This window comes from Arenivirga flava, assembly GCF_030161575.1.
In the GTDB taxonomy this organism is placed as follows: Bacteria; Actinomycetota; Actinomycetes; order Actinomycetales; family Microbacteriaceae; genus Arenivirga; species Arenivirga flava.
Genome location: NZ_BSUL01000001.1, coordinates 1 through 21,645, shown reverse-complemented (window position 1 = coordinate 21,645; position 21,645 = coordinate 1). Strand labels below are relative to the sequence as shown.

The window sequence follows — 21,645 nt, the reverse complement described above, 5'->3', positions numbered from 1 at the left end:
GGGACGGCGGCGCAAACGACAGGTCAGTCGTGCTTGATCGTGAACGCGAGCAGCTCGGGCGCGCGGCGCTCGAAGATGCGCGCTCCCCAGACCACGCCGCCGACGAGGGACGCGCCGCCGAGCACCGCGCCGACGATGAGCGCCGCCACGTGCCAGCCGGGGTCGAGGAACAGTCCGAGCGCGGCGAGCACGATGACCGGCACCGCGGCCACGAGGGTGCCGAGGAACGTGAGCGACTGCAGCAGCGCCGTCAGTCCGCCGCCGGACTGCGGCTGCGTGAACGGGTTGTCGCCGGGGCGCACCACCGGGTACGGGAACGCCGCCGACATGACGCTCGACAGCCCCAGACCCCACAGCAGCGTGAACAGGCTCACGCCCAGGATCGAGCCGAGCACCGACCAGTCGCCGTGCACCCAAGCGCTCACGACCGAACCGAGGAGCACGACCGGCAGGCCGATCGTCAGGGCGGGCACGAGGCGACCGAAGCGATCGGCGCGACCGGTCACGTTGGAGGCCACGTGCATCCAGAACGCGGTGCTGTCGAAGGCGACATCGTCGTGCAGGCTCCAGCCGAGGAACAGCGCGATCATCGGCACCGGGATGAGCGCGAGCACCTCCGTGGACACGCCCGACACGGCCAGCGGCACGATCATCACGATCGGCACGATCGGCAGCACCAGCAGGGAGGCCCGGTAGCGCGGGTCGCGCAGCCAGTAGACGAAGCTGCGCGCGGCGATGACCCCGGTCGGGGTGCCGGGCATGCGATCGAACCAGCCGAGGCCCGAGTACTCCTTCGCCGCCCCCTCGTGGTCCGGGGCCGAGAGCATCCGAGCCACCATCGCGCGCCAGCCGAACCAGAGCAGCGCCACGTACGCGAGGCCGATCAGCAGCTTCAGCAGCGCCGGCCCGACGAGTCCCGCGGCAGCGTCGGCGGGAGCCGCCCAGACCGCGCCGAACGGCGTCCACCCGGCGATGGATGCGAGCAGGCTCACCACATCCGCGCCGTCCTCCGACCAGTCGACCTGGCCGAGCAGCACGAACACGGGCGAGACCATCAGGACGAGCAGCAGTGCGATGATGCCGGTCCACTCGCGGGCGCGGCGGGTGGAGAGGAAGAGCGAGGCGATGCTCGTCGTGAGCCGCGCACCCAGCACCCAGGCGAGCGGCACGAGCGCCGCGACCGGGATGGCGAGCGCCAGGGCGAGCGGATCGCGGCTCCAGGTGACGATCTGCGCGATCCCGGCCAGCGCCAGCACGACGGACGGGATCGCGACCAGCCCGGCGAGGAACAGCCCGCGCACCAGCCGGTCGAGCGGGATGCCGAAGAGCGCGAAGCGACGCGGATCGAGGTCGTCGTCGCTGCCCATCAGCAGCGGCACGACGAGCGCGCCGATCAGCACGAGCGCACCGCCGAGCACCACCGCGGGCCGGGCGATGTCGAGCGGCGCGAAGCGCAGCGCGATGAGACCGCCGAGCAGCACGACCGCCATGATGCCGCCGTAGAGCAGGCCGACGACCAGGCCGACGACCTGCCACGGGGACCGCTTGAAGTTGTTCGCGAAGAGGCTGAGCCTCAGTCGGAGAAGGTGTGCAACCACTCCATGCCCTCCGCTGCCTTGCGTCCGCCCGCCAGTTCGACGAAGCGCTCCTCGAGGGTCGCGCCCGCGCGCACCTCGTCGACCGGCCCGGAGGCCAGGATGTGGCCGTCGACGACCACCGCGACCGTGTCGCAGACGCGCTGGATGAGGTCCATGCTGTGGCTCGACAGCACCACCGTGCCGCCGCTGGCCACGTACCGCTGCAGGATCTCGGTGACGTTCGCCGCCGAGACCGGGTCGACCGACTCGAAGGGCTCGTCGAGGACGAGCAGGCGCGGCGAGTGGATCATCGCGCACGCCAGGGCGATCTTCTTGGTCATGCCGGCGGAGTAGTCGGTGACGAGCCGGCCCGTCGCCTCCTCGAGGCCGAAGGCTGCGACGAGGTCGGCGCTGCGCCGGCGCACCTCGGCGACGTCGAGCCCGCGCAGCACGCCGGAGTAGTGCAGCAGCTGCGCACCGGTGAGGCGGTCGAAGAGCCGCAGCCGGTCGGGCAGCACGCCCATGTTGCGCTTGGCCTTCTCGGGGTCGCCCCAGACGTCGGCGCCGTGGACGGTCACGGCGCCCGCATCAGGACGGAGCAGTCCCGTGGCCATCGAGAGCGTCGTCGTCTTGCCTGCGCCGTTGGGGCCGACCACGCCGTAGATGGAGCCCTCGCGCACCTCGAGGTCGATCCCGGCGACGGCGACCTTCTGGCCGAATCGCTTCTCGAGACCGCTGACCTGCAGCACCACGGGCTTCGGCGGCGCCGGCGGCGGCGCGGGCTGCTTGCGGGCAGCGGGCTTGCGTGCGGCGGGCTTCTTCGCGGCGGCGGGCTTCTTCGCGGCTGCAGGCGTCTCCGCAGGCGTCTTCGCTCCCGCGGTCGTCTTCGCGGCAGCCGTCTTGCGCGCGGCGGGTCGCTTGGCACCGGTCGTCCCGGCCGTCGCCTTCGCCGCGGCGGGCTTGCGCGCGGCGGTCGAGGGCTTCGTCGCGGCCGCAGCGGCTCCCGGCAGCTCGGTCTCATCGACCGGCGCGTCCGTCGCGGCCGCCCCGGCCGGCTTCGTCGTCGGCTTGCGCGCGACGGGCTTGCGCGGCGCCCGCGCGGGCTTCGCGGGAGCCGACTCCTCCGAGGAGGGTTCGGGGTCGCTGCCGGAGGTCTCCGCAACCGGTTCCTGCGCGTTCACAGGAAACTCGGCATCCGTGCCCAGTTCGGGGGTATTCTTCGACTCCACCGCACCACCGTACCAACGGCCGAGGACGCCGCCGGGAGGTTGGAGCGCGGGTCACGAATTGGCCACAGAGCAAGCGCTTCACCGCGGAATCGCAGGCGCTCTGTCATGATCGAGGAGGCACGTCGTCGTGTCTAGCAAGCCACCTGCGGGTGAATGGCGAGCGAACGACGCCGCCATGTCCCTCCCGCATTCACGACGTATCAGGGAGGTACTCCACGTGAGCACGCAGATCGTCATCCTCGCCGCCGGGATGGGCAGCCGCCTCGGCCGTTCGCTGCCGAAGCCGCTGACCGAGCTCAGCGACGGCCGCACCATCATGCAGCAGCAGTTCGACAACATCCACGCCGCCTTCGGCGCGGACGCCAAGGTCACCATCGTGGTCGGCTACAAGCTCGAGCACATCGTCGAGGCGTTCCCCGACGCCGACTTCGTCTACAACGAGGAGTACGACCAGACGAACACGTCGAAGAGCCTGCTGCGCGCGCTGCGCGCCGGCGGCAGTGGCGGCACGCTCTGGATGAACGGCGACGTCGTCTTCGACCCCGAGGCGCTGCGCCGCGCGGCCAAGCTCGTCGCCCGCGACCAGTCCTTCGTGACCGTCAACACCGCCAAGGTGAGCGACGAGGAGGTCAAGTACACGACCGACGCCGAGGGCTTCATCAAGGAGCTGTCGAAGACCGTCAAGGGCGGTCTGGGCGAGGCCGTGGGCATCAACTACATCGCCTCGCACCAGAAGGCGGCCCTCGTGCGCCAGCTGGCCCGCGTCGGCGACCAGGACTACTTCGAGCGCGGCCTCGAGCTCGCCATCGAGCAGGACGGCGTGCGCATCGAGCCGGTCGACATCTCCGACCTGTACGCGGTCGAGGTCGACTTCGCCGAGGACCTGGAGCGGGCGAACCTCTTCGTCTGAGCGTCATGACGCGCCGCTGCGGCGCGCGACCGGAGGGCGACCGGATGCTTCGAGCATCCGGTCGCCCTTCGTCGTGCGCGGGCCCGCTCACTCCGGCGCGCCCAATATGATGAGCGGATGACCGCCGCACCAACTGCGCGCGCCGCGCGCAGCCCGTTCGCGCGGTACCGGCACTCGCTCTGGCTGCTGACGCAGCGCGACCTGCGGGTGCGCTACACGACCTCCGTGCTCGGCTACCTCTGGTCGATCCTCGATCCGCTGATGATGTCGGCGATCTACTGGTTCGTCTTCACGGTGGTCATCAAGCGCGACGTCGGCGAGGACCCGTACATCGTGTTCCTGCTCTGCGGCCTGCTGCCGTGGATGTGGTTCAGCACGTCGATCAACGAGTCGACGCGGGCCTTCCTCAAGGACGCCAAGCTCGTGCGCTCCACGAAGCTGCCGCGCAGCATCTGGGTGCTGCGCGTCGTGGCGTCGAAGGGCATCGAGTTCCTGCTCTCGATCCCGGTGCTCGCGGGCTTCGCTCTCGCCTTCGCGCTCTTCGACGCGGAGTCGGACCTCACGCTGCACTGGACCGCGCTGCTCTGGATCCCGGCGATCATCCTGCAGGCCGCGCTCATCGTCGGTCTCGGCCTGATCGTCGCACCGATCGTCGTGTTCTTCCGCGACCTCGAGCGGGCCGTGAAGCTCATCATGCGCTTCATGTTCTACGCGACGCCGATCGTCTACAGCTTCGCGTTGCTGCCGCAGTCGCTGCATCTGCTCGCGTCCTTCAATCCGCTCGCCGGCATCTTCGCGCTCTACCGCTCGGCGTTCTTCCCGCAGGAGCTCGAGTGGCTCACGATCGGCATCGGCGCCGCGATGAGCCTCGCGATCCTGGGCATCGGCCTGCTCGTGTTCAAGCGGTGCGAGCGCGCCGTGCTGAAGGAGCTGTGATGGCCGCGGTCACCGAGGGGCACCCGATGATCGAGGTCGAGGGCCTGGGCATCAGCTACCGCCGCAACCGTCGCGGACGTCGCAGCTTCAAGGACCTGCTCTCCGGCAACCTGCGCCGCAAGCGGCCCGACGAGTTCTGGGCGCTGCGCGACGTCAGCTTCACGGTGCGCGCCGGTGAGGCGATCGGCGTCGTCGGCCGCAACGGCCAGGGCAAGTCGACGCTGCTGAAGCTCGTCGCCGAGGTGCAGCTTCCGGATGAGGGGAGCGTGCGCGTGAACGGCGGCGTCGCTCCGCTGATCGAGATCACCGGAGGCTTCGTCGATGACCTGAGCGTGCGCGACAACGTGTACCTGACCGCGGGACTGCACGGCATGTCGAAGGCCGAGATCGACGACGCCTTCGCCGAGATCATCGACTTCGCCGGCGTCGGCGACTTCGTCGACACCCCTACAAGCACCTCTCGAGCGGCATGAAGGTGCGCATCGCGTTCTCGGTCATGTCGCGCGTCGAGGAGCCCGTGCTGCTCGTCGACGAGGTGCTGGCGGTCGGCGACAAGGGCTTCCGGGAGAAGTGCTACGCCCGCATCGAGGAGATGCTCTCGGAGGGGCGCACGCTGTTCTTCGTCTCGCACTCCGAGCGCGACCTGCGCCGCTTCTGCACCCGCGGCCTCTACCTCGAGGGCGGCCGCCTGCTGCTCGACGGCCCGATCGACGAGGTCGTGGAGCGCTACAACGCCGACCAGGCGTAGGCGCCCCTCCCCATCGCACCGAGCGGATGCGGCCTGCGTGGTCCCGCATCCGCTCGGCCGTCACCGCGGGACGACGGAGCCCCGCCCCGCGGGATGCGGGACGGGGCTCGTGCGGTGCCGGCCGCGCGTCGCGGCCCGGCACCGGGGTCAGACGCCGGCGGTGCGGCGGCGGAGGGCGAAGACACCCGCGCCGAGCACCAGCAGACCGAGGCCGATCCAGAGCGTCTGAGCGCCCTGCTCGGAACCGGTGCTGGCGAGCGTCGTGCTGGTGGTGGCGTCGCACTCCACCTCGGCGCCCAGCGGGAAGCTGAACGACACGGGGTCGAGGGCCTCGCCGGCGTCGTAGAAGTCGGCGAAGGCCTCGGCTCCGGCGGCCGTGAGCGTCGCCGAGGCGCCGCTCCAGCTGATGCGGTCCGCGGACTCGGTCGCCGCGGGCAGGCGCAGGGTCGCGAAGACGACGCCGCTCGCATCCACACCCGGGTTGGAGCCGAGCCCGGCCGAGCGCACGTCGAGGATGAGCGAGGCGCTGGTGGCGCTCGCCACCTGGATGCGCGGGTTCGACAGGGTCATGTCGAGCGCGCCGCTGTGACCGGAGAAGGTGGCCGAGCCGCTGTAGGCGACGCGACCGCGGTCGTCCTCGGTGTTGAACGCGCCGTTGCCGCCGCCCCAGTTGATCGAGTACGAACCCTTCGCGGTGCCACCTTGGACGTAGCTGCGGAAGCTCTCCTTGACGTTCCACGAGATGCTCGCGCCGCGGACGGCACGGGCCGTGCAGGTCTCTGCGGGCGGCGCCTCGACGGCCGCGGGCAGGATCGCCGCGGCGACCGTGAGCGGAGCGGAGGCGAGCTCGACGCCGTCCACCGACACCGTCACGGTGTGCTCGCCGGTCGCGAAGTCCGCGGGCAGGGCGCCCGTGACCGAGAAGCGTCCGTCGCTGCCGACCGTGGTGCGGCCGAGCTCGTAGGGGTCGGAGTTGACCGTGACGACGGCGGTCTTGCCGGCAGCGAGGCCGGCGCCGCGCACGGTGAGCTCGCCGCCCTGCAGAACGGTGTCGACGCTGAGGTTGATCGCGGGCTTCACGGCGACGTCCTGCACGGTGATGGTCGTCGACGTGTCGAGGGTGCGGTCGGACTGCGACAGACCGTGCGCGGCGAACGTGCCGACCTGGTACTCGGTGCCCGGCTCGAGCTCACCGCGAGGGATGGTGAGCGTCGTCGTGAAGGCGCCATCGGCGATCGAGCCCTTCGGAACGTGAGTCTGCGCGATCCAAGCGTTCTGGCCGGGCTTGGTCCCGGGAGCCCACTGCGTCTTCGCACCGAAGACGACGTAGGCGCCGTTCGCGGCACCCGGACCGGTGAACCCGGTGCCGGAGATCGTGAGGGTGTTGGCGACGTTCGGGTCGAGTGCCGTGCCCGGGGCCACGGTCACTGCCGGTGCAGCGGGCTCAGGCGCGGGCTCGGGCTCGGGCTCGGGCTCAGGCTCAGGCTCGGGTGAGACGACCGTGGCGAAGCTCACTGGAACTTTGACGTCCTGTGTGCGGACGTCCATGCCCGTGTGGTCGGCCAGGGTGTAGACGGCAGTCGAGCCGCTCCTGGGCGTGATGTGCAGTTCTGTGCTGAACGAGCCGTCATCCGCGAAGCGGACGGCCGTCGGCGAGGCGGTGAGGTCGTCCATCGGCACGATGCGCTTGGCGCCAGCCGTGCAGGACTGGGCGAACCTGAAATCGATCTCGTCGACCGGCGCCTCATCGCACACGATGAGGTACATGGCCTGGTTCGGGTCGTAGTGCCTCCCCGTCACCCTCACCGTCTCGCCGGCCGGGTCGAGGTCAGCGGACTTCGACAGCTCGAGCGAGGGCAGGGGGATCGGCTCGGCGAAGGTGACGGACGCCTTGGCGTCCTGCGTGCGAACATCCATGCCGGTGTGGTCGGCGAGGGTGAAGACCGCGGTGCCGTTCGCCCGAGGCTGCACGGTGAGCTCGGTGGTGAACGAGCCGTCGGCGGCGAAACGGACGACCGTGGGGGAAGGCGACGGATCGTCGATCGGCACGACGCGCTTGGCGGTCGACTGGCAGCTGAACGCCATCGCGAAGGAGACCTGCGCCAGAGGCACGTCGGGGCACTCGACGAGGTAGATCGCCTGGTTCGGATCGAAATTCGTCCCCGTGACCGTGATCGTCTGACCTGCGGGGTCGAGGCCCGTCGCCTGGGAGAGCGTCAGCGTGGGCACGGCTGCGGCCGCATTCGCCGGGGCCGCGACGCCCAAGGCCGCCGCGCTCGCGAGCAGCGCTCCGATCGCGATGCTCGAGAGGGTGCGCCGTCCGGGCGCCCTCCTGGTTCTGTGCACGACAAGACCTCCTGGTGCTGTGAGTCGGGTCGGCGCCCGGAAGTGAGGGCAGCCTCACTGAGCTTAGCCTTACCTTAAGGACGCATGGGCATCCGCCGATCACGGAACGGTAACGGAGGAAGGCTCAGGCCTCGGGCGCGTAGATCGCGCGGGCGAGCGCGTCGAGCACCTCGGCCGAGCGCGGGCCGAAGGAGAGCACCTGGCCGTCGGCCATGTCGACGAAGCGGCGGTGCTCCCCTGCGGCGGTCAGGGCGATCGCTGGCTTCTCGGCCAGCAGGCCGTCGACGCCGCCGACCGACTCGAGGCCGTCGGTCATGACGAGGATGAGGTCCGGGTCCAGCTCGGTGAACGCCTCGTCCGTTGCCGGTATCATGCCGGTCCAGCCGATCTCGCCCGCCGCGTCGATGCCGCCGAGCGCGGTGATGAGCTCATCCGCTCCGGACTCCTCGCCGAAGAGGTAGTAGACGCCCGCCGAGCCGCGCAGGTAGAGGAACGCCATGCGCAGCCGTTCGGACTCGTCCTGCGGAGCGATCGCCGCGATCTGCCGCACGGCGTCCGCGATGTCGGAGCGGATGCGCTCGGCGAGCAGCTCCCCCGCCTCCGGCACGCCCAGCGCCGCGGCGACCTCGCGGGCCTGCTGCTCGGCGCCCTCGTACGACGTCGCGGTGTCGACGAAGACCACCGGCACGCCGGCATCGCGCAGCTGCAGCACCACGTCGTTCGGCCCGATGCTGCCGTCGGTGATCACGACGGAAGGGTCCAACCCGAGCACCGATTCGGCGTTGACGCTGTGCCCACCGGAGGTGACCACCGGCAGGTCCTCGCTGCCGGGGAAGGTCGTCGAGACGTCGCGGCCGACCAGGGAGCCGCCGAGGCCGAGGCCCCAGACGGTCGCGGCGAGCGACCCGGAGAGATCCATGGCGATGATGCGCGAGGCGTCGTCGACGGTGACCTCCACATCGCCCGCCAGGTCGTGCGAGGCGATCGTCACCGGCAGCTCGGGCCGCGGGTCGTCGAGCACCGGCTCGATGGCGGCGTCGGCGACGAGAGCGGTCGACTCCCCCACGTACGCCCCGGGATCGTCGAGGGTAGCGAGCTCGCTGAGCGGCACCCGCGGCTGCTCGGCGACGGCCTCGAGCGGCCCGCTGCCGGACGGGCCGGCGCAGGCGGCCAGCGCGACGATCGCGAGGATCCCGAGGGGGATGCCCGCCGTGCGCCGCATCACGCCGCCCCGGACTTCCTGCGGCCGGCGACGATGGCCGCGGTCACTCCGCCGGCGAGGGCGATCAGGCCGCCGACGATGGCGATGATGAGCCCGGGCGACGGCACGTCGTCGTCACCGGCCGCCAGCGCCGGCCCCTCCGACGCGGCCGGCAACGGCTCGGTCGCCTCGGCGGCGGTCGGAACCGCGCACGTGCCCGTCGCACTGAAGGTCAGCGGGTCGAGCGCCGTGCCGGCCTCGTAGCTGCCGAACGCCTCGAAGCCCTCGGCGGTGATCGCGGCGGGTACGGCGTCGCCGCCGATGGTCAGCGTCCCGCCGTCCTGCACGATCGTCGCGCCGGAGAGGTCGAGATCGGCGAAGGGCACCTGGATCAGCGTCTCGGCGTCGGTCTGCCCGGCCATCGCGGCCTCCATCGGCACGCTGCGCAGATCGAGCAGCAGGCGGCCCGCATCCGGTCCGGTCAGCTCGATCGTGGGGTTGGCGACGGTCGTGTCGAGCAGGCCGCCGTGCCCGGTGAAGCGGATGGCACCGCCGAACGCGATCGAGCCCGTGCCGGCCTCCGCGTCCGCCGTGCCCGTGCCTCCGCTGAAGCCGAAGGACGGCGTCTCGTAGGTCGCGCCGTCGAGCACCTCCCAGGTGCCCTTGGCGATCGAGCCGGAGATGTAGGAGCGGAACGACTCCTTGAAGCCCCAGGTGATGCTCGCGTCGGCGACGGTGCAGCCCTCGGTCGGCGCCTCCATCGCCGCAGCGACGGTCGACGCGGGCAGGAGCAGCGCGCCGCCGAGCAGGGCCGTCGCGAGGACGGGCGCGGAGTGACGGAGGCGGTGGGGGCGCATGGGGGCTCCAGGACTGCGAGAGGTTAGGAACTCCTAACCTATCCCAGTTCCGAGGAGGTCGGCCCGGGAACGGCGGACGGGGCGGACGCGCCGTGCGCGATCCGCCCCGTCCCGTGCATCCGCGCGCGTCGTCAGTCGAGCGGATGCACGCCAGGACCGTCAGTCGACGTCGCGTCGCCAGGTGGTCAGCGCCCCGATGAGCACGAGCACCGCGGCCATGCCGCCGAGCACCAGCCCGCCCTGCCACCAGTCGAGCTGGTCGCCCCCGCCGCCCATCATGGCGTTGAAGGAGCTGCCCCCGACGAGCGCGTCGCCCGCGGCGCCCGGCAGGAACTGCCCGACGCTCGCGTTGAGGTCGGTGAAGCCGAGCGCGACGCGCAGGGTGGGCTCGAGGAACTGCGTGAACGCGAGCACGATCACGATGACGACCACCTGGTTGCGGAACACCGAGCCGAGCCCCAGGCCGAGCACCGCCCAGATCGCCATGGCGAGCACGGTGCGCGCCATGATCAGCCACACGTCGGGGTCGTCCAGCCCGGTCTCGGCGCCCGTCGCCCCGAGCACCGCGGCACCCGGCACCACCGAGGCGAGCACGATGCCGAGGCCGAAGACCGCGCCGACGATCGCCGCGACGACGACCTTGCCCGAGAGCACGACCGCACGGGACGGCGTGGCGAGGAAGGTGGGCGTGAGGGTGCCGTGACGGAACTCCGCTGTGACGATGAAGGCGCCGACGAGCACCGGGAAGGCGTAGGCGATCGTGCTGCCCAGGCTGTAGACGAGCTCGGCGACCGCGATGCCCTCGATCGGCTGATCGCCGCCGAGCAGACCACCGAAGATCGCGGCCATGCCGGCCGCGAAGGCGCCCACGTACGCCACCATGACGAGCAGCAGGATCCACCAGGTCTTGAGGCCGAAGAGCTTCGCGCTCTCGGCGCTGATCGAGCGGATGAGGGTCATCGCCCCGCTCCTTCCATCGCGGTGGTCGTATGCTCGCCGGTCACGAGGTTCAGGAAGACGTCCTCGAGCCCGCTCGCGGTCGTGCTCAGAGCGCTCAGCGGGATGCCCGCGGCGAAGGCGTGCGCGCCGACCTGCTCGGCGTCGAGGCCAGTGACGACGAGACCGTTCGGCAGCGGCTGCACCGCGGCGTGCGGCGCGAGCGCCGCCTGCAGCTCGGCCCGGCGCGGGGCGTCGACCGTGACGGTGGTCTCGCCGGCGAGGCCGGCCAGGTCGCCCTGGTAGGCGAGCCGGCCCTTCGCGATGATGACGAGCTCGTCGACCGTCTGCTGCACCTCGCTGAGCAGGTGCGAGCTGATCAGCACCGTGCGCCCCTCCTCGGCGAGCACCTTGAGGAACGAGCGCATCCAGCGGATGCCCTCCGGGTCGAGCCCGTTGATCGGCTCGTCGAGCACGAGCACCGACGGGTCGCCGAGCAGTGCTCCGGCGAGGCCGAGGCGCTGGCGCATGCCGAGGCTGTAGCCGCCGACCTTGCGCGAGCCGGCCTCGGCGAGGCCGACGCGCAGCAGCACCTCGTCCACGCGGGCCGCTGGTACGCCCGCGGCCTTCGCCTGGATGGCGAGGTGCCCGCGACCGCTGCGCGAGGGGTGGAAGCTGTTCGCCTCGAGGGCGGCGCCGACCGTGGTGAGCGGGCTGTCGAGCTCCGCGTAGCGCTTGCCGCCGATCGTCGCGGAGCCGGAGGTGGGGCGGATGAGCCCCAGCAGGCTGCGCAGCGTCGTGGTCTTGCCCGCGCCGTTCGGGCCGAGGAAGCCGGTGACCCGGCCCGGCTCGACCGTGAAGCTCAGGTCGTCGACGGCCCGCGCGCTCCCGTACTGCTTGGTGAGGTTCCTGACCTCGATGGGTGATCCTCGTCTCGCCATGCGGCGCTCCCCTCCTCTGAGTGATCTCCAGCTTGGCTTCCTGAGGTGCGCTCAGGCCAGTGTCAGGCGGCATGCGGACGTGTGACATCTGTCATGCATCCCGTCCTCGTAGCGTGTGCATCACCCGAACCAGGAGGAGCATGTCCCAGCCCCAGGAGCCGATCCGCCCGATCGTGCCGCCGATCGCATCCGGCGGACCGCAACCGCACGACATGCCGGACTTCGACCTGCGCCCGCCGCAGGACCCGATGGCCGAGCGCCTCGGCGGCTGGGTCGACAAGCTGCTCAGCGTGCACCGGCCGGCCGTGCTCGCCCACCTGCGCAGCATCCGTCGCGCCAAGCCGGATGCGAGCCCTGCCGAGATCGCGCGCATCCTCGAGCGCCGCTACCTCGCCGCCGTCACCACGGGCGGAGCGGCGGTCGGCGCGAGCGCCGCCGTGCCCGGGCTCGGCACCGGCGCCGCGCTCGCCCTCACCGGCGTCGAGACGGCCGGCTTCCTCGAGGCGAGTGCGCTCTACGCCCAGTCCATCACCGAGCTGCACGGCATCGCGCTGGAGGATCCGACACGGGCCCGCGCGCTCGTCATGACGATGATCATGGGCGGACCGGGCGTCGAGCTGGTGAAGCACCTCACCGCGCAGGCCACCGGCAGCGGCGTCGGCATGAGCGGCTACTGGGGCAGCACCCTGGCGCAGAGGCTGCCGCGCACGGCGTTCGGGCCGATCGGCGATCAGCTGCGCAACGCCTTCCTGCGACGCTTCGCGGCCAACACCGGTGCCGGCGCGATCGGCCGGCTCGTGCCGTTCGGCATCGGCGCGGCGATCGGCGGCAGCGGCAACCTCATCCTGGGCCGGCGCGTGATCGCGGCCTCGCGCACGGCGTTCGGCCCGCCTGCCGACGTGTTCCCCGACGCGCTCGCGATCGAGACGAAGGCCCCGCGGGAGCGGAAGCAGCGCGACCTCGCGCCTCGCAGGGCGCTCCTCCCCGGCCGCCGCAAGCGGGAGCGGTCCTAGCTCGGCCGGCGTGAGCCCGACTCAGCCGGCCTGACGGAGCGGATGCTGCGACGACGGGTCCGACGCGGTCGGCACGTCCGTGGCATCGTGCAGGCGGGCATGACGATCCCAGGCTTCCAGGAGACGCTCGATCGCCGCGTGGAACCGCGCGGTGGCGGCGCCGGGGGCCGTGTCGCCGAAGTGCCGGTGCACCCAGTGCTGCAGGCGCTCCTGCGCGTCGCTGCTGCCGATCACACGATCGAGCTCGGCCACCGCATCCGCTGCGCCCTCGACCGTGAGCCACTCGGCGGCACCGAGGTAGCCCGACTCGTCGACGCTGGCCTCCGGATGCGCGGGCCGGGTCACCATGATCGGCTTGCCGGTGGCGAGGCGGTCGTAGACCATCGCCGAGATGTCGCAGACCGCGATGTCGGCGGCGGCGAGCTGCCAGCCCATCTCGGGGCCGTCGTCGAAGACGTGCTGCGCGCCCGGATCGGCGGCGTTCGCGCGCGCGAGCTCGGCGACGATCTCGCGGTGCGCGCGTCCGTACTCCTCGTCGAGCACGCCGCTGCGCGGGTGCGGGCGGTAGATCACGCGATGGCGTCCCGTCGCGGTGAGCGCGCGCACCAGCTCGCGACCGTGCGTGGCGATGGAGCCGTACGCCGCCGCCGGTCGGTCGCCCTCCCACGTGGGGGCGTAGAGCACCACCGTGCGGTCGTCGGGCTCGTAGGGCAGCGCGCCGGCGAAGTGGTCCGCCTGCGGGCGGCCGATCGGGATCGCGCGCTTGTCGAAGTCGTAGTCCCAGAGCACCCTGCCGAGCCGCTCGAGCGCCGCGTCGCCGGCCACGAAGGCGTAGTCGTACGCCTTGAACTGGTTGGTGGTCATGTACATCTTGTCGGACTCGCCGTGGTTGATGAACACGTGCCACATGCGCCCGTAGCGCATCATCTGGAAGTTCTTGGCGTTCTGGTTGACGTAGAGGACGACGCGCAGCTCCTGCTTGTCGATGAAGTCCTCGAGCTGGGCCACCTTCCTGGCGTAGACGATGGGCACCGGCGACTCCTGCAGCAGCGCGAGCGCGGCCGTCGGGTGCCGGGCGATGATCGTCACCGGATGCGTCCTGTGCAACTCGGCCAGCGGTGCGTACCACTGGCGGATCTGGTACATGTTCACGTCGCTGTCGGCGAAGTAGACCACCACCTCGGCCTCGCCCCGCTCGAGCCGCTCGCGCTCGCGGTAGAGGGGCCAGAGCCGGCGCTGCAGCCGCCGCGCGTGCAGCGCCTCGACGACCAGCTTGCGCGCCGTGGCCAGATCGCGGCGGAAGGGCATGGTGAACTCCAGTCGAACGTGGGGAGGCACCAGATTAAATGATCGGTCCTCGACCGGCCCTGAACATGCGTGCGACCGTTACCCAAGAGATACGGCGCCGTCCGGGCGGCGTCTCGCGCCATCCCTCCGCCCAGCCGCCGAACCAGGCGCGCAGCTGTTCCGGGCGGCGCGCCCAGCGCAGCACCTGGATGGCCGTCCAGCTGCCCACGTAGATCGGCGCGAGCACCCACGGCAGGTTGCGCTTGGCCAGCCACACCCGGTTGCGGGCGTTGAGCCGGTAGTAGTAGTCGTGCCGGGCGGGGTCGATGGCGGGGTGGTGCGCCACGAGGTCGCCGGCGTACCAGGCGCGCAGGCCCTGATCCCAGACCCGCCAGGCCAGCTCGACGCCCTCGTGCGCGTAGAAGAAGGGCGCCGCCCATCCGCCCGTCCGGTCGAAGACCGCTCGGGGCAGCAGGGTCGCACCCTCCCAGACCGAGAACACGGGGCCGGAGTCGGTGGCCTCACCCTTGCGGATGCGCGGGATCCAGCGCCGCGGGTTCGCTCGGCCCTCGGGGTCGACGACGCGCGGCTGCAGCAGGCCGATCGACGGATCCGAGCGGATGAGGGCGATCGCGTCGGCGAGGAAGGTCGGGCTCGGCAGGCTCGCGTCGTCGTCGAGGAAGAAGACCCACTCCCCCGACACCGCGTCGACGCCGCGGTTGCGGCCGGCGGAGATGCCGAGGTTCTCGGGCAGGTGCAGCCCGCGGACGCCCTCGGGCAGGCCGACGGGAGCCCAGCCGTTGCCGACCACCACGATGTCGAGCTCGACGCCGGTCTGCGCGAGCAGGGTCTCGAGGCCGTGGCGCAGATCGTCGGGGCGGGTGCCCTGGCTCAGCGAGACGACGCCGACGCTCGGCGCCGCGGGTGCGGCCGGCTGCGTGTGCGGCGCGGCCGACGGCTGCGGCGTGCTCGCATCCGCTCGGTCCGCGGGGACGCTCGGCGCCGCATCCGCTCGGCCGTCCGGGGCGGCGGTCAACGCACCCGCTTCGAGGCCAGGATCGCAACGAAGTGGCCGGCCAGTGCGAGCAGCGACAGCGGGACGAGCGCGATCAGCAGCCAACGGGCCGCCTCGATGTCGCCGACGAACAGGCCGACGACGGCGGAGGCGCCGATGAGCAGCGTGAGCTCGACCGAGTGGTAGAGGCGGTGGAACGGCAGGAAGCGCGCCGCGCGGCGCAGCGTGGCGAGCGCACCGGAGGTCGGCACCGACTCGTGCTTGCGGTCGGCGAGCTTCTCGAGCCCCGCGTTGGCACGGGCGACGTGCACCATGTCGTTGAGCGCCTTGTTGAGCACGATGACGAGCGCGAGCAGCAGGCCGAGCGTGGTCCAGAGGTAGTCCGCCGGCGCCTCGAAGGGCCAGCCCGCGGCGCGCACGCCGAGCGCGATCGGGATGAGCGCCTCGGTCGTGTAGTGGCCCACCTTGTCGAGGAAGACGCCCATCGGCGAGCGGGTGCCGCGCCAGCGGGCGACCTCGCCGTCGCAGCAGTCGACGAGCATCTGCAGCTGGCCGAGCAGCACGGCGACGATCGCGCCGGGGATGCCCGGGATGAGCACGGCGGCGGCCGTGGCCCAGCCGGTGAGGATCATGAGCCCGGTCACGCCGTTGGCGCTGATCGGGGTCTTCAGCAGCACCCAGGTCAGGTACGGCGAGAGGTCGCGCAGGTAGAGGCTGGCGGTCCAGTGCTCGGCGTTGGCGCGCTGACGCACCTCCGGCGGCTGGGTGACCGCGCGCAGCTCGGCGATCGAGGCCGGGCGGACGCCGGCGGGTGATGCGGTCACTAGCGCCCTCGGTAGTAGGAGATGTTGCGGGTGAGCTTGGCGAAGCCGATGACGAAGCCCAGCCCCCATCCGATGTGGATGCAGGGCAAGACTACGAGAAGACGCAGGGCCGCGCCCGCACCCAGCTGGGGGATGCACGCCAGTGCGACCGCGATCACACCCAGCAGGTAGAGGCCGGGCACTGCGAAACCGAGCAGCGGCCAGGCGGCGCCGCCGAGCGACACTGTGATCGCGCCCACGAGGCCCGCGATGGTGCCGAGCAGCATCGCGACGACCGCGAGCGGGGGCACGAAGTAGCGCACCGAGTTCTGCGCCGGGAACCGGCGGGCCAGCTCGCCGCGCCACAGGCCGGTGGCGACGAATTGGCGGGTGAGGCGGCGCAGGCTCGACCTGGGCCGGTACGTGACGGTGAGGCGCGGGGTGAACCACACCGTGCCGCCGGTCTGGCGCAGCCGGCGGTTGAGCTCCCAGTCCTGGCCGCGCTTGATGTCCTCGTCGAAGAGGCCGACCTCGAGCAGACGGTGCCGCTGGAACACGCCGAGGTAGGCGGTCTCGCTGGGTCCCTCTTCGCCACCGACGTGGTGGCTGCCGCCGCCGAGCCCGACGGGCGAGCCGTAGGCGAAGGCGACCGCGCGCTCGAAGGCGCTGGTCCCCTCCGCCAGCATGATGCCGCCGACGTTGTCGGCGCCCGTGCGCAGCAGCGTCTCGACGGCGACGGCGGTGTAGTCGGGCGTGAGCACCGAGTGCGCGTCGACCCGGATGACGACCGGGAAGACCGACGCCCTGATCGCCACGTTCAGGCCGGCCGGCGTCGAGCCGACCGGGTTGTCGAGGAAGCGGATGCGCGGATCCCGCGCCGACATCGCCTCGATGAGCTCGGTGGTGCCGTCGATGCTCGGGCCGAGCGCGAGGATGACCTCGACCTCGCCGGCGTAGTCCTGGGCGAGCAGCGAGCGGACGGCGGCCTCGACGTGCTCGACCTCGTTGAGCACCGGCATCACGTAGGAGACGCCGGGAAGGGAGTCGTCCTGCTGCATGAGCCCCATGGTAGTGGGGGCATGGCGCAGGCCCCGTCCCTGCCGGGACGGGGCCTGCGCGGCGGCTCACATGGAGCCGAGCGTCACCTCGACCTCGCCGGCGCCGTCGCCCCGGTTGTAGGTGATCGTGACGGAGGCACCCGCGGCCTGGGCGCGCACCTGGGCGACGAGGTCGCTCATGCTCGTCACCGGCTTGCCGTCGATGGCGGTGACCACATCGCCGGAGCGGAGTCCGGCCGCTGCAGCCGCGCCGCCCGGGGAGACGTCGTCGATGAGCGCGCCGACCGTCGAGGACTGGTCGGTGCTGGTCACGTCGCCGACCGTCGCGCCGAGGAGGCCGTGCGTCGCCTCGCCGTTCGCGATGAGCTCGCTGGAGATGCGCTCTGCGACATTCGACGGGATCGAGAAACCGACGCCGATGGAGCCCGCGCTCGAGCTCGTGCCGCCGCCACCCGCGGTCGCGATCGCCACGTTGATGCCGATGAGGTCGCCGTTGGCGTCGAGCAGCGCGCCACCCGAGTTGCCCGGGTTGATCGCCGCGTCGGTCTGGATGACCGAGAGGGAGATGGTCGAGCTCGCCTGCTGCTGCTGCTCCTGACCGGGAAGGTCGAAGCCCCAGAAGTCGTAGGGGCTCTGCTGGTTGCCCTCGCCCTGGTCGGTCGATCCCCCGTCGGGCACCTCGCTCGACGCGACCGAGATGCTGCGGTTGAGCGAGCTGACGATGCCGTCGGTGACGGTGTTGCTCAGACCGAGCGGGGCGCCGATCGCGATCGTGCGGTCGCCGACGTTGAGGTCGTCGGAGTTCGCGAACTCCACCGGCGTGAGGTCGCTGGCGCCATCGAGCTTGATGACCGCGAGGTCGTAGACGGGGTCGGTCCCGACGATCGTGGCGTCGTAGAGGCGGCCCTCGGAGTCGGTGACCTGGATGCTCGGGTCGGCGACCGAGCCGTCGAGCGAGACGACGTGGTTGTTGGTGAGCACGTAGCCGTCGTCGCTGATGATGACGCCCGAACCGCTGCCGGAGGCGTCGCCGCCGGAGACGGAGATCGTGACGACGGAGGGGGTCGCCTGCGCAGCGACGGCCGTGACGAGGTTGACGTCCTCGGTGTCGTTGACGGTGACGGAGGTGGGGTTGGCGTGCTCGACGCCGGCGACCGAGCTGCTGCCCGCACCGCCGCCGATGAGCGACGTGATGCCGGCACCGGACACGCCGCCGACCAGCGCGGCGAGCGCCAGGGCCGCGACGGCGACGCCGGCGCGGCGGTTCCTCGGCTTCTTCTGCGCGTTCTGCGCGTTCTGCGCGGGAGGGGCCCACTGCTGGGTGCCCGGTCCCGTGGCCGCGGGGCCGAAGGCGGCGCCCGGGAGGTGGTGCGAGCCCGGGCTCGGCTGCTGCTGGGAGTACTGCTGCTGGGCGTACTGGCCGTACTGCGGCTGGGGCTGGCCCTGCTGCTGGGGGTGGCCGTGCTGCTGGGGGTGGCCCTGCTGCTGGTAGGCGGCGTGCTGCGCGCCGTGCTGCGCGTGGGCGGCGGCCTGCGGCGCGACCGGGGGCGCGAACTGCTGGCGCTCGCCGTGCTGCGGGTTCGCGGCGGGCTGCTGGGCCGAGTGGGCGGGCTGCTGGACCGGGGTCTGCGCGGTCGCGGCGTCGGGCCGCTGGGCCGCGGTCTGCGCGGTCGCGTCGGCGGCTGCCGGATGCTGCGGTTCGGCACCCTGCTGGCTCGCGTGCTGCTGCTGCTCCGGCGTCGAGCCCTCCTCGGCGGGGACGGACGCGCTGTCGTGCTGACGGTTCGGGTCGGTGTCACCGGCGCCGGTGTTCGGGTTCTCGTTCATCGGGGTTTCCTTTCAGGCGGAGCCAGCTTCCAGCGCACACCTGAATGAACTGTATGGCGATTCTGTGAGCGGGTTGGCCCTTGTCTATGGCGTTGCCAGCGCGATTCGCCGGGGGCGGAACGGAGGGGGCTAGAGGCGACCGAGGGCGCCGGCTCGCGTCCGATCCTCCGCATTGGGGCGCCTCGACGACAGCGGGGCATGCGGGCACGCGCCCCACTGTCGGCGAAGCGCCCCAACACCGCGTCGATGAGGATCGGAACGGGTGCGGAGGCGCTTCGCCGCATCGGCCAGCGTCCGGGAGCGCCTCTGCGAGCAGTCCGCCGTAGGACCCGCTCCGTTCGGGCTGCAGCGCTCGGTCAGCAGCCGGGGCCGCGGGTTCCCGTGCGGCAGTCCCGGTCGACGAGCACGGTGCCCGCGCGGCCGACCGTGATCTCGAACGAGCCGGACTCCGACACCAGGGTGCCGGGGACCGGCGTCCAAGGCCGCCGCCGACGGAGTACTCCGCGGCGAAACGCACCGAGAGCGCCAGCGTGTAGACGCCGGGATCGTCGTAGACGTGGCTCGTCCTGGTGTCGGAGAACTCCGCCTGCCCGAGCTCGGCCCAGGTCGCGCCGCCGTCAGGCGTGCTCAGGGTCGACCCGTCGCCGCGGTCCCACAGGAACTCGACCGGCGTGAAGCGGACCTCCGCGGGCAGGCCCAGCAGCTCCCCGGATGCGGACACCGGCGCGTCGTCGGCCACCGGGTTGACGGGGAGCCCGGTGATCGCCCAATCGCCGGGCTCGGCGCTGAGGCGGTCGGCGCGCGGGGAGAAGGAGGCGAGGTCGTTGATCGTGACGGTGGGGGCTGGGCCGGGGGTGTCCTGGGGCGGCTGGTCCTCTCCCGCGAGGCATCCTTCTCCAGAGCCGACGACGTTCACCGGGAGGCAGTCGCGCGGGTCAGGCGCCTCGGGCTTCATCGACGGGGAGTCGTTCTTGCCCGGACCCGAACCAGTCGCCTCCGAGGAGCGCGACTGGTTGGCGTCAGAACGAGCACCAACTGCTCCGTCCAACGTCACAGTCCGACCGTCGCTGTCGCTCTCAATGACCGGGCAGGATCCGGCGACTTGCTGCAGTCTCCCGCACTCGGTGCCGCCAGCCCCGGAAGCTGCCGAGGCGGCACCTGGGAGGAGGCTTAGTAGCGTCACAACTGCGAGTGTCAGCAGAAGTTTGGACCGCGCCATAACTCATCCCTCGAGACCACGAGTGCGCCCGACGCTGTACTCGTCAATCCAATCTCGAACGGAAGGACCGGTGGCCGGCCCGGATCGGATACGGACTTTCCGTCGGCGTTGACCAAATCTGTGGCTGAGACGTCCTGACAAACGAAGATGGCTATCGATTCCGAGCCCTCAGAGGGGTTGCCACTCCAATGCTGCAGCTTGTCGATCACGAAGGTTGTCTCACCCTGGCTCCTGACGCCGCTGGACAGCGCTTCGGCGAACCCGGCCTTCTGAAGTTCGGCGGCCTGCCCGATGGCATATCGATCGAGTCGTTCGGGTTCCGCCCCTCCGTCTTTGAGGATGTCGTCGATGACTTTCACGTACGCGCGATAGACCTCCTCCGCCGCCGCCAGCGCCTCCTCTTCCGAGGCGAAGATGGGTTCGTCCGTCGGGGGCGCGACCGTCGGCTCCGGTTCAGGCTCGGGCGCGGTGCAGCCGGCGAATGCCACGGCGGTGAAGAGCGCGATCGGGGCGGCGGCGCGGCGGAGGAGCATGGCGTCACCGTAGCCGCACCCGCTGCTCCGCGAACCGGCCGTCCACAGGGTCATCGGCAGATGGGCGAGGCAGTGCCCTCGGCCAATCGCTCGACGACGAAGACCCAGCCCGTCTCGGGCGCGGCGACGAGGTCGACGGTCTGCTCGAGTCGGCCAAGCGTGCGGCCGCTGTCGCCGAGCGCCACGTGCTCGCCCTCCAGGCACACCTCGAGTTGCACCTGCGCCAGCTCGTCGCTCTGCTGCAGGATCGTGCCGCGCACCTCGCCCAGCTCCGGGACGGCGCCGAACGTGAGGCCGGCCGCGTGCAGGCGCTCGTTCAGGGATGTCTCTGCCGTGAGCAGCGACGGGTCGAGGTGAGCGCTCAGCGCACTCGGGTCCGCCCGGCCCGTGGCGACCTCGCCAGCGACGACGACGTAGTCCTGGTAGTCGGCGACCGCGACGCGCATGAGGTCCTCGTCACTGACGGGCTCCGCCGACGCGGTCGCGGACGAGTCCGGCGCTGTCGTCGGGGCAGCGACGTCGCCCCGACCGGGTCCCGGAATCGGCAGCAGAGCGCAGCCGGCGAGCGGGAGGGTGATGAGTGGGAGCAGGAGCGTCCGTGGGGTGTGCATGGCACGGGAACCTACGGGGCGGCGGCGCTGCCGGCGCCGTGCATCCGCTCTCCGTGAAGAGACGCAGGGCTGAGCAGCTGTGGAGGACGTGACGCCCACGGCACTAGCCTCGCGGTGGGCGGTCGCGCCGCTGGTGGACCGCCCGACCCCGAGCTCGACGTGAGGTAGCGATGGACATCCCCGGCCCCTGGCAGCGCACCGCCCGCGGCGCCCTGCTGCTCGACGACGCCGGCGAGCTGGCGACCACGATCTTCGCCGAGATGAGCGCCCTCGCCGCGGCGACCGGGGCGATCAACCTGGGGCAGGGCTTCCCCGATGAGGACGGCCCCTCCGAGGTGCTCGAGGCGGCGCGCCGGGCGATCGCCGACGGCGTCAACCAGTACCCGCCCGGGCCCGGCCTGCCGGCGCTGCGGGAGGCGGTCGCCGAGCATCAGCTGCGGTTCTACGGCATCCCGCTCGATGCTGCGCAGGTGCTCGTCACGGCCGGCGCGACCGAGGCGCTCACCGCGACGATCCTGGCGCTCGTCGACCACGGCGACGAGGTCGTCGTGCTCGAACCGTTCTACGACTCGTACGCCGCGGCCGTGGCCCTGGCCGG

18 protein-coding genes and 1 pseudogene are annotated in these 21,645 nt (G+C 71.7%); 5 read left to right on the top strand and 14 right to left on the bottom strand.

Translation table 11 applies throughout. The features are described 5' to 3' along the window. Positions 1–23 precede the first annotated feature (23 nt). Positions 24–1,598, bottom strand: coding sequence for a hypothetical protein (locus QQK26_RS00095; protein WP_284228811.1), 1,575 nt, complete (start codon positions 1,596–1,598; stop codon positions 24–26). After that, the gene (locus QQK26_RS00090; protein WP_431308021.1) at positions 1,574–2,326 is read right to left on the bottom strand and encodes an ABC transporter ATP-binding protein; all 753 of its coding nucleotides are present in this window, start codon (positions 2,324–2,326) and stop codon (positions 1,574–1,576) included. Before QQK26_RS00090 ends, QQK26_RS00095 begins: the two co-directional genes overlap by 25 nt. A 697-nt stretch (positions 2,327–3,023) precedes the next feature. On the opposite strand from QQK26_RS00090, the gene QQK26_RS00085 reads away from it, so the two are divergent. From QQK26_RS00085 to QQK26_RS00075, 3 genes and pseudogenes are all read left to right on the top strand, one after another. Continuing rightward, entirely contained in the window at positions 3,024–3,716 is a 693-nt protein-coding gene (locus QQK26_RS00085; RefSeq protein WP_284228809.1) for a phosphocholine cytidylyltransferase family protein, read from the top strand. A 117-nt stretch (positions 3,717–3,833) separates the two neighbouring features. Beyond that, positions 3,834–4,652, top strand: coding sequence for an ABC transporter permease (locus tag QQK26_RS00080; RefSeq protein WP_284228807.1), 819 nt, complete (start codon positions 3,834–3,836; stop codon positions 4,650–4,652). Beyond that, positions 4,652–5,400 (top strand): annotated as a pseudogene (locus QQK26_RS00075) (ABC transporter ATP-binding protein). The gene QQK26_RS00080 and the pseudogene QQK26_RS00075 overlap by 1 nt, the downstream one beginning before the upstream one ends. A gap of 147 nt (positions 5,401–5,547) precedes the next feature. On the opposite strand, the gene QQK26_RS00070 reads toward QQK26_RS00075, so the two are convergent. From QQK26_RS00070 to QQK26_RS00050, 5 genes are all read right to left on the bottom strand, one after another. Next, a complete protein-coding gene (locus QQK26_RS00070) occupies positions 5,548–7,746 on the bottom strand; it encodes an HtaA domain-containing protein (RefSeq protein WP_284228805.1) in 2,199 nt (732 codons plus the stop codon). A 124-nt stretch (positions 7,747–7,870) separates the two neighbouring features. Further along, positions 7,871–8,968, bottom strand: a complete 1,098-nt coding sequence (locus QQK26_RS00065) for a heme/hemin ABC transporter substrate-binding protein (protein ID WP_284234356.1) — start codon at positions 8,966–8,968, stop codon at positions 7,871–7,873. After that, positions 8,968–9,804 carry an HtaA domain-containing protein gene (locus tag QQK26_RS00060; protein ID WP_284228803.1) on the bottom strand — a complete coding sequence of 279 codons (837 nt, stop codon included), beginning with the start codon at positions 9,802–9,804 and terminating at the stop codon, positions 8,968–8,970. Before QQK26_RS00060 ends, QQK26_RS00065 begins: the two co-directional genes overlap by 1 nt. A gap of 159 nt (positions 9,805–9,963) precedes the next feature. Further along, positions 9,964–10,764 carry an ABC transporter permease gene (locus tag QQK26_RS00055; protein WP_284228801.1) on the bottom strand — a complete coding sequence of 267 codons (801 nt, stop codon included), beginning with the start codon at positions 10,762–10,764 and terminating at the stop codon, positions 9,964–9,966. Then, positions 10,761–11,681 (bottom strand): ABC transporter ATP-binding protein, encoded by a 921-nt coding sequence (locus tag QQK26_RS00050; RefSeq protein WP_284228799.1) that lies wholly within the window; start codon positions 11,679–11,681, stop codon positions 10,761–10,763. Before QQK26_RS00050 ends, QQK26_RS00055 begins: the two co-directional genes overlap by 4 nt. A gap of 140 nt (positions 11,682–11,821) precedes the next feature. Between QQK26_RS00050 and QQK26_RS00045 the strand changes: the two genes are divergently transcribed. Next, a complete protein-coding gene (locus QQK26_RS00045) occupies positions 11,822–12,694 on the top strand; it encodes a hypothetical protein (RefSeq protein WP_284228797.1) in 873 nt (290 codons plus the stop codon). Between the two features lie 21 nt (positions 12,695–12,715). Here QQK26_RS00045 and QQK26_RS00040 read toward each other — a convergent pair whose 3' ends face one another. The 7 genes from QQK26_RS00040 to QQK26_RS00010 all read right to left on the bottom strand — a co-directional run bounded on the left by QQK26_RS00040 (position 12,716) and on the right by QQK26_RS00010 (position 20,882). Then, on the bottom strand, positions 12,716–14,002 hold the full coding sequence (locus QQK26_RS00040; RefSeq protein ID WP_284228795.1) for a CDP-glycerol glycerophosphotransferase family protein: 1,287 nt from the start codon (positions 14,000–14,002) through the stop codon (positions 12,716–12,718). A 34-nt stretch (positions 14,003–14,036) separates the two neighbouring features. Then, entirely contained in the window at positions 14,037–14,876 is an 840-nt protein-coding gene (locus QQK26_RS00035) for a glycosyltransferase family 2 protein (protein WP_284234354.1), read from the bottom strand. Positions 14,877–15,013: 137 nt separating this feature from the next. Beyond that, positions 15,014–15,820, bottom strand: a complete 807-nt coding sequence (locus QQK26_RS00030) for a CDP-alcohol phosphatidyltransferase family protein (RefSeq protein WP_284228790.1) — start codon at positions 15,818–15,820, stop codon at positions 15,014–15,016. Then, complete coding sequence (locus QQK26_RS00025; protein ID WP_284228788.1) at positions 15,820–16,857, bottom strand: glycosyltransferase family 2 protein; 1,038 nt, start codon at positions 16,855–16,857, stop codon at positions 15,820–15,822. The genes QQK26_RS00030 and QQK26_RS00025 overlap by 1 nt, the downstream gene beginning before the upstream one ends. Positions 16,858–16,923: 66 nt before the next feature. Then, complete coding sequence (locus tag QQK26_RS00020; protein WP_284228787.1) at positions 16,924–18,684, bottom strand: S1C family serine protease; 1,761 nt, start codon at positions 18,682–18,684, stop codon at positions 16,924–16,926. A gap of 1,194 nt (positions 18,685–19,878) precedes the next feature. Further along, on the bottom strand, positions 19,879–20,436 hold the full coding sequence (locus QQK26_RS00015; RefSeq protein WP_284228784.1) for a hypothetical protein: 558 nt from the start codon (positions 20,434–20,436) through the stop codon (positions 19,879–19,881). A 50-nt stretch (positions 20,437–20,486) separates the two neighbouring features. Then, a complete protein-coding gene (locus tag QQK26_RS00010) occupies positions 20,487–20,882 on the bottom strand; it encodes a hypothetical protein (RefSeq protein WP_284228783.1) in 396 nt (131 codons plus the stop codon). A gap of 335 nt (positions 20,883–21,217) precedes the next feature. Between QQK26_RS00010 and QQK26_RS00005 the strand changes: the two genes are divergently transcribed. Continuing rightward, on the top strand, positions 21,218–21,645 hold a 428-nt coding region (locus QQK26_RS00005), incomplete at its 3' end, for an aminotransferase class I/II-fold pyridoxal phosphate-dependent enzyme (protein WP_284228781.1).

Bases quoted from the DNA above. Each gene is read 5' to 3' on its own strand.
- QQK26_RS00020 (WP_284228787.1), bottom strand. From the start codon at position 18,684: ATGAACGAGAACCCGAACACCGGCGCCGGTGACACCGACCCGAACCGT.
- QQK26_RS00055 (WP_284228801.1), bottom strand. From the start codon at position 10,764: ATGACCCTCATCCGCTCGATCAGCGCCGAGAGCGCGAAGCTCTTCGGC.
- QQK26_RS00025 (WP_284228788.1), bottom strand. From the start codon at position 16,857: ATGCAGCAGGACGACTCCCTTCCCGGCGTCTCCTACGTGATGCCGGTG.
- QQK26_RS00010 (WP_284228783.1), bottom strand. From the start codon at position 20,882: ATGCGCGTCGCGGTCGCCGACTACCAGGACTACGTCGTCGTCGCTGGC.
- QQK26_RS00050 (WP_284228799.1), bottom strand. From the start codon at position 11,681: ATGGCGAGACGAGGATCACCCATCGAGGTCAGGAACCTCACCAAGCAG.
- QQK26_RS00045 (WP_284228797.1), top strand. From the start codon at position 11,822: ATGTCCCAGCCCCAGGAGCCGATCCGCCCGATCGTGCCGCCGATCGCA.
- QQK26_RS00060 (WP_284228803.1), bottom strand. From the start codon at position 9,804: ATGCGCCCCCACCGCCTCCGTCACTCCGCGCCCGTCCTCGCGACGGCC.
- QQK26_RS00080 (WP_284228807.1), top strand. From the start codon at position 3,834: ATGACCGCCGCACCAACTGCGCGCGCCGCGCGCAGCCCGTTCGCGCGG.
- QQK26_RS00015 (WP_284228784.1), bottom strand. From the start codon at position 20,436: ATGCTCCTCCGCCGCGCCGCCGCCCCGATCGCGCTCTTCACCGCCGTG.
- QQK26_RS00065 (WP_284234356.1), bottom strand. From the start codon at position 8,968: ATGCGGCGCACGGCGGGCATCCCCCTCGGGATCCTCGCGATCGTCGCG.
- QQK26_RS00040 (WP_284228795.1), bottom strand. From the start codon at position 14,002: ATGCCCTTCCGCCGCGATCTGGCCACGGCGCGCAAGCTGGTCGTCGAG.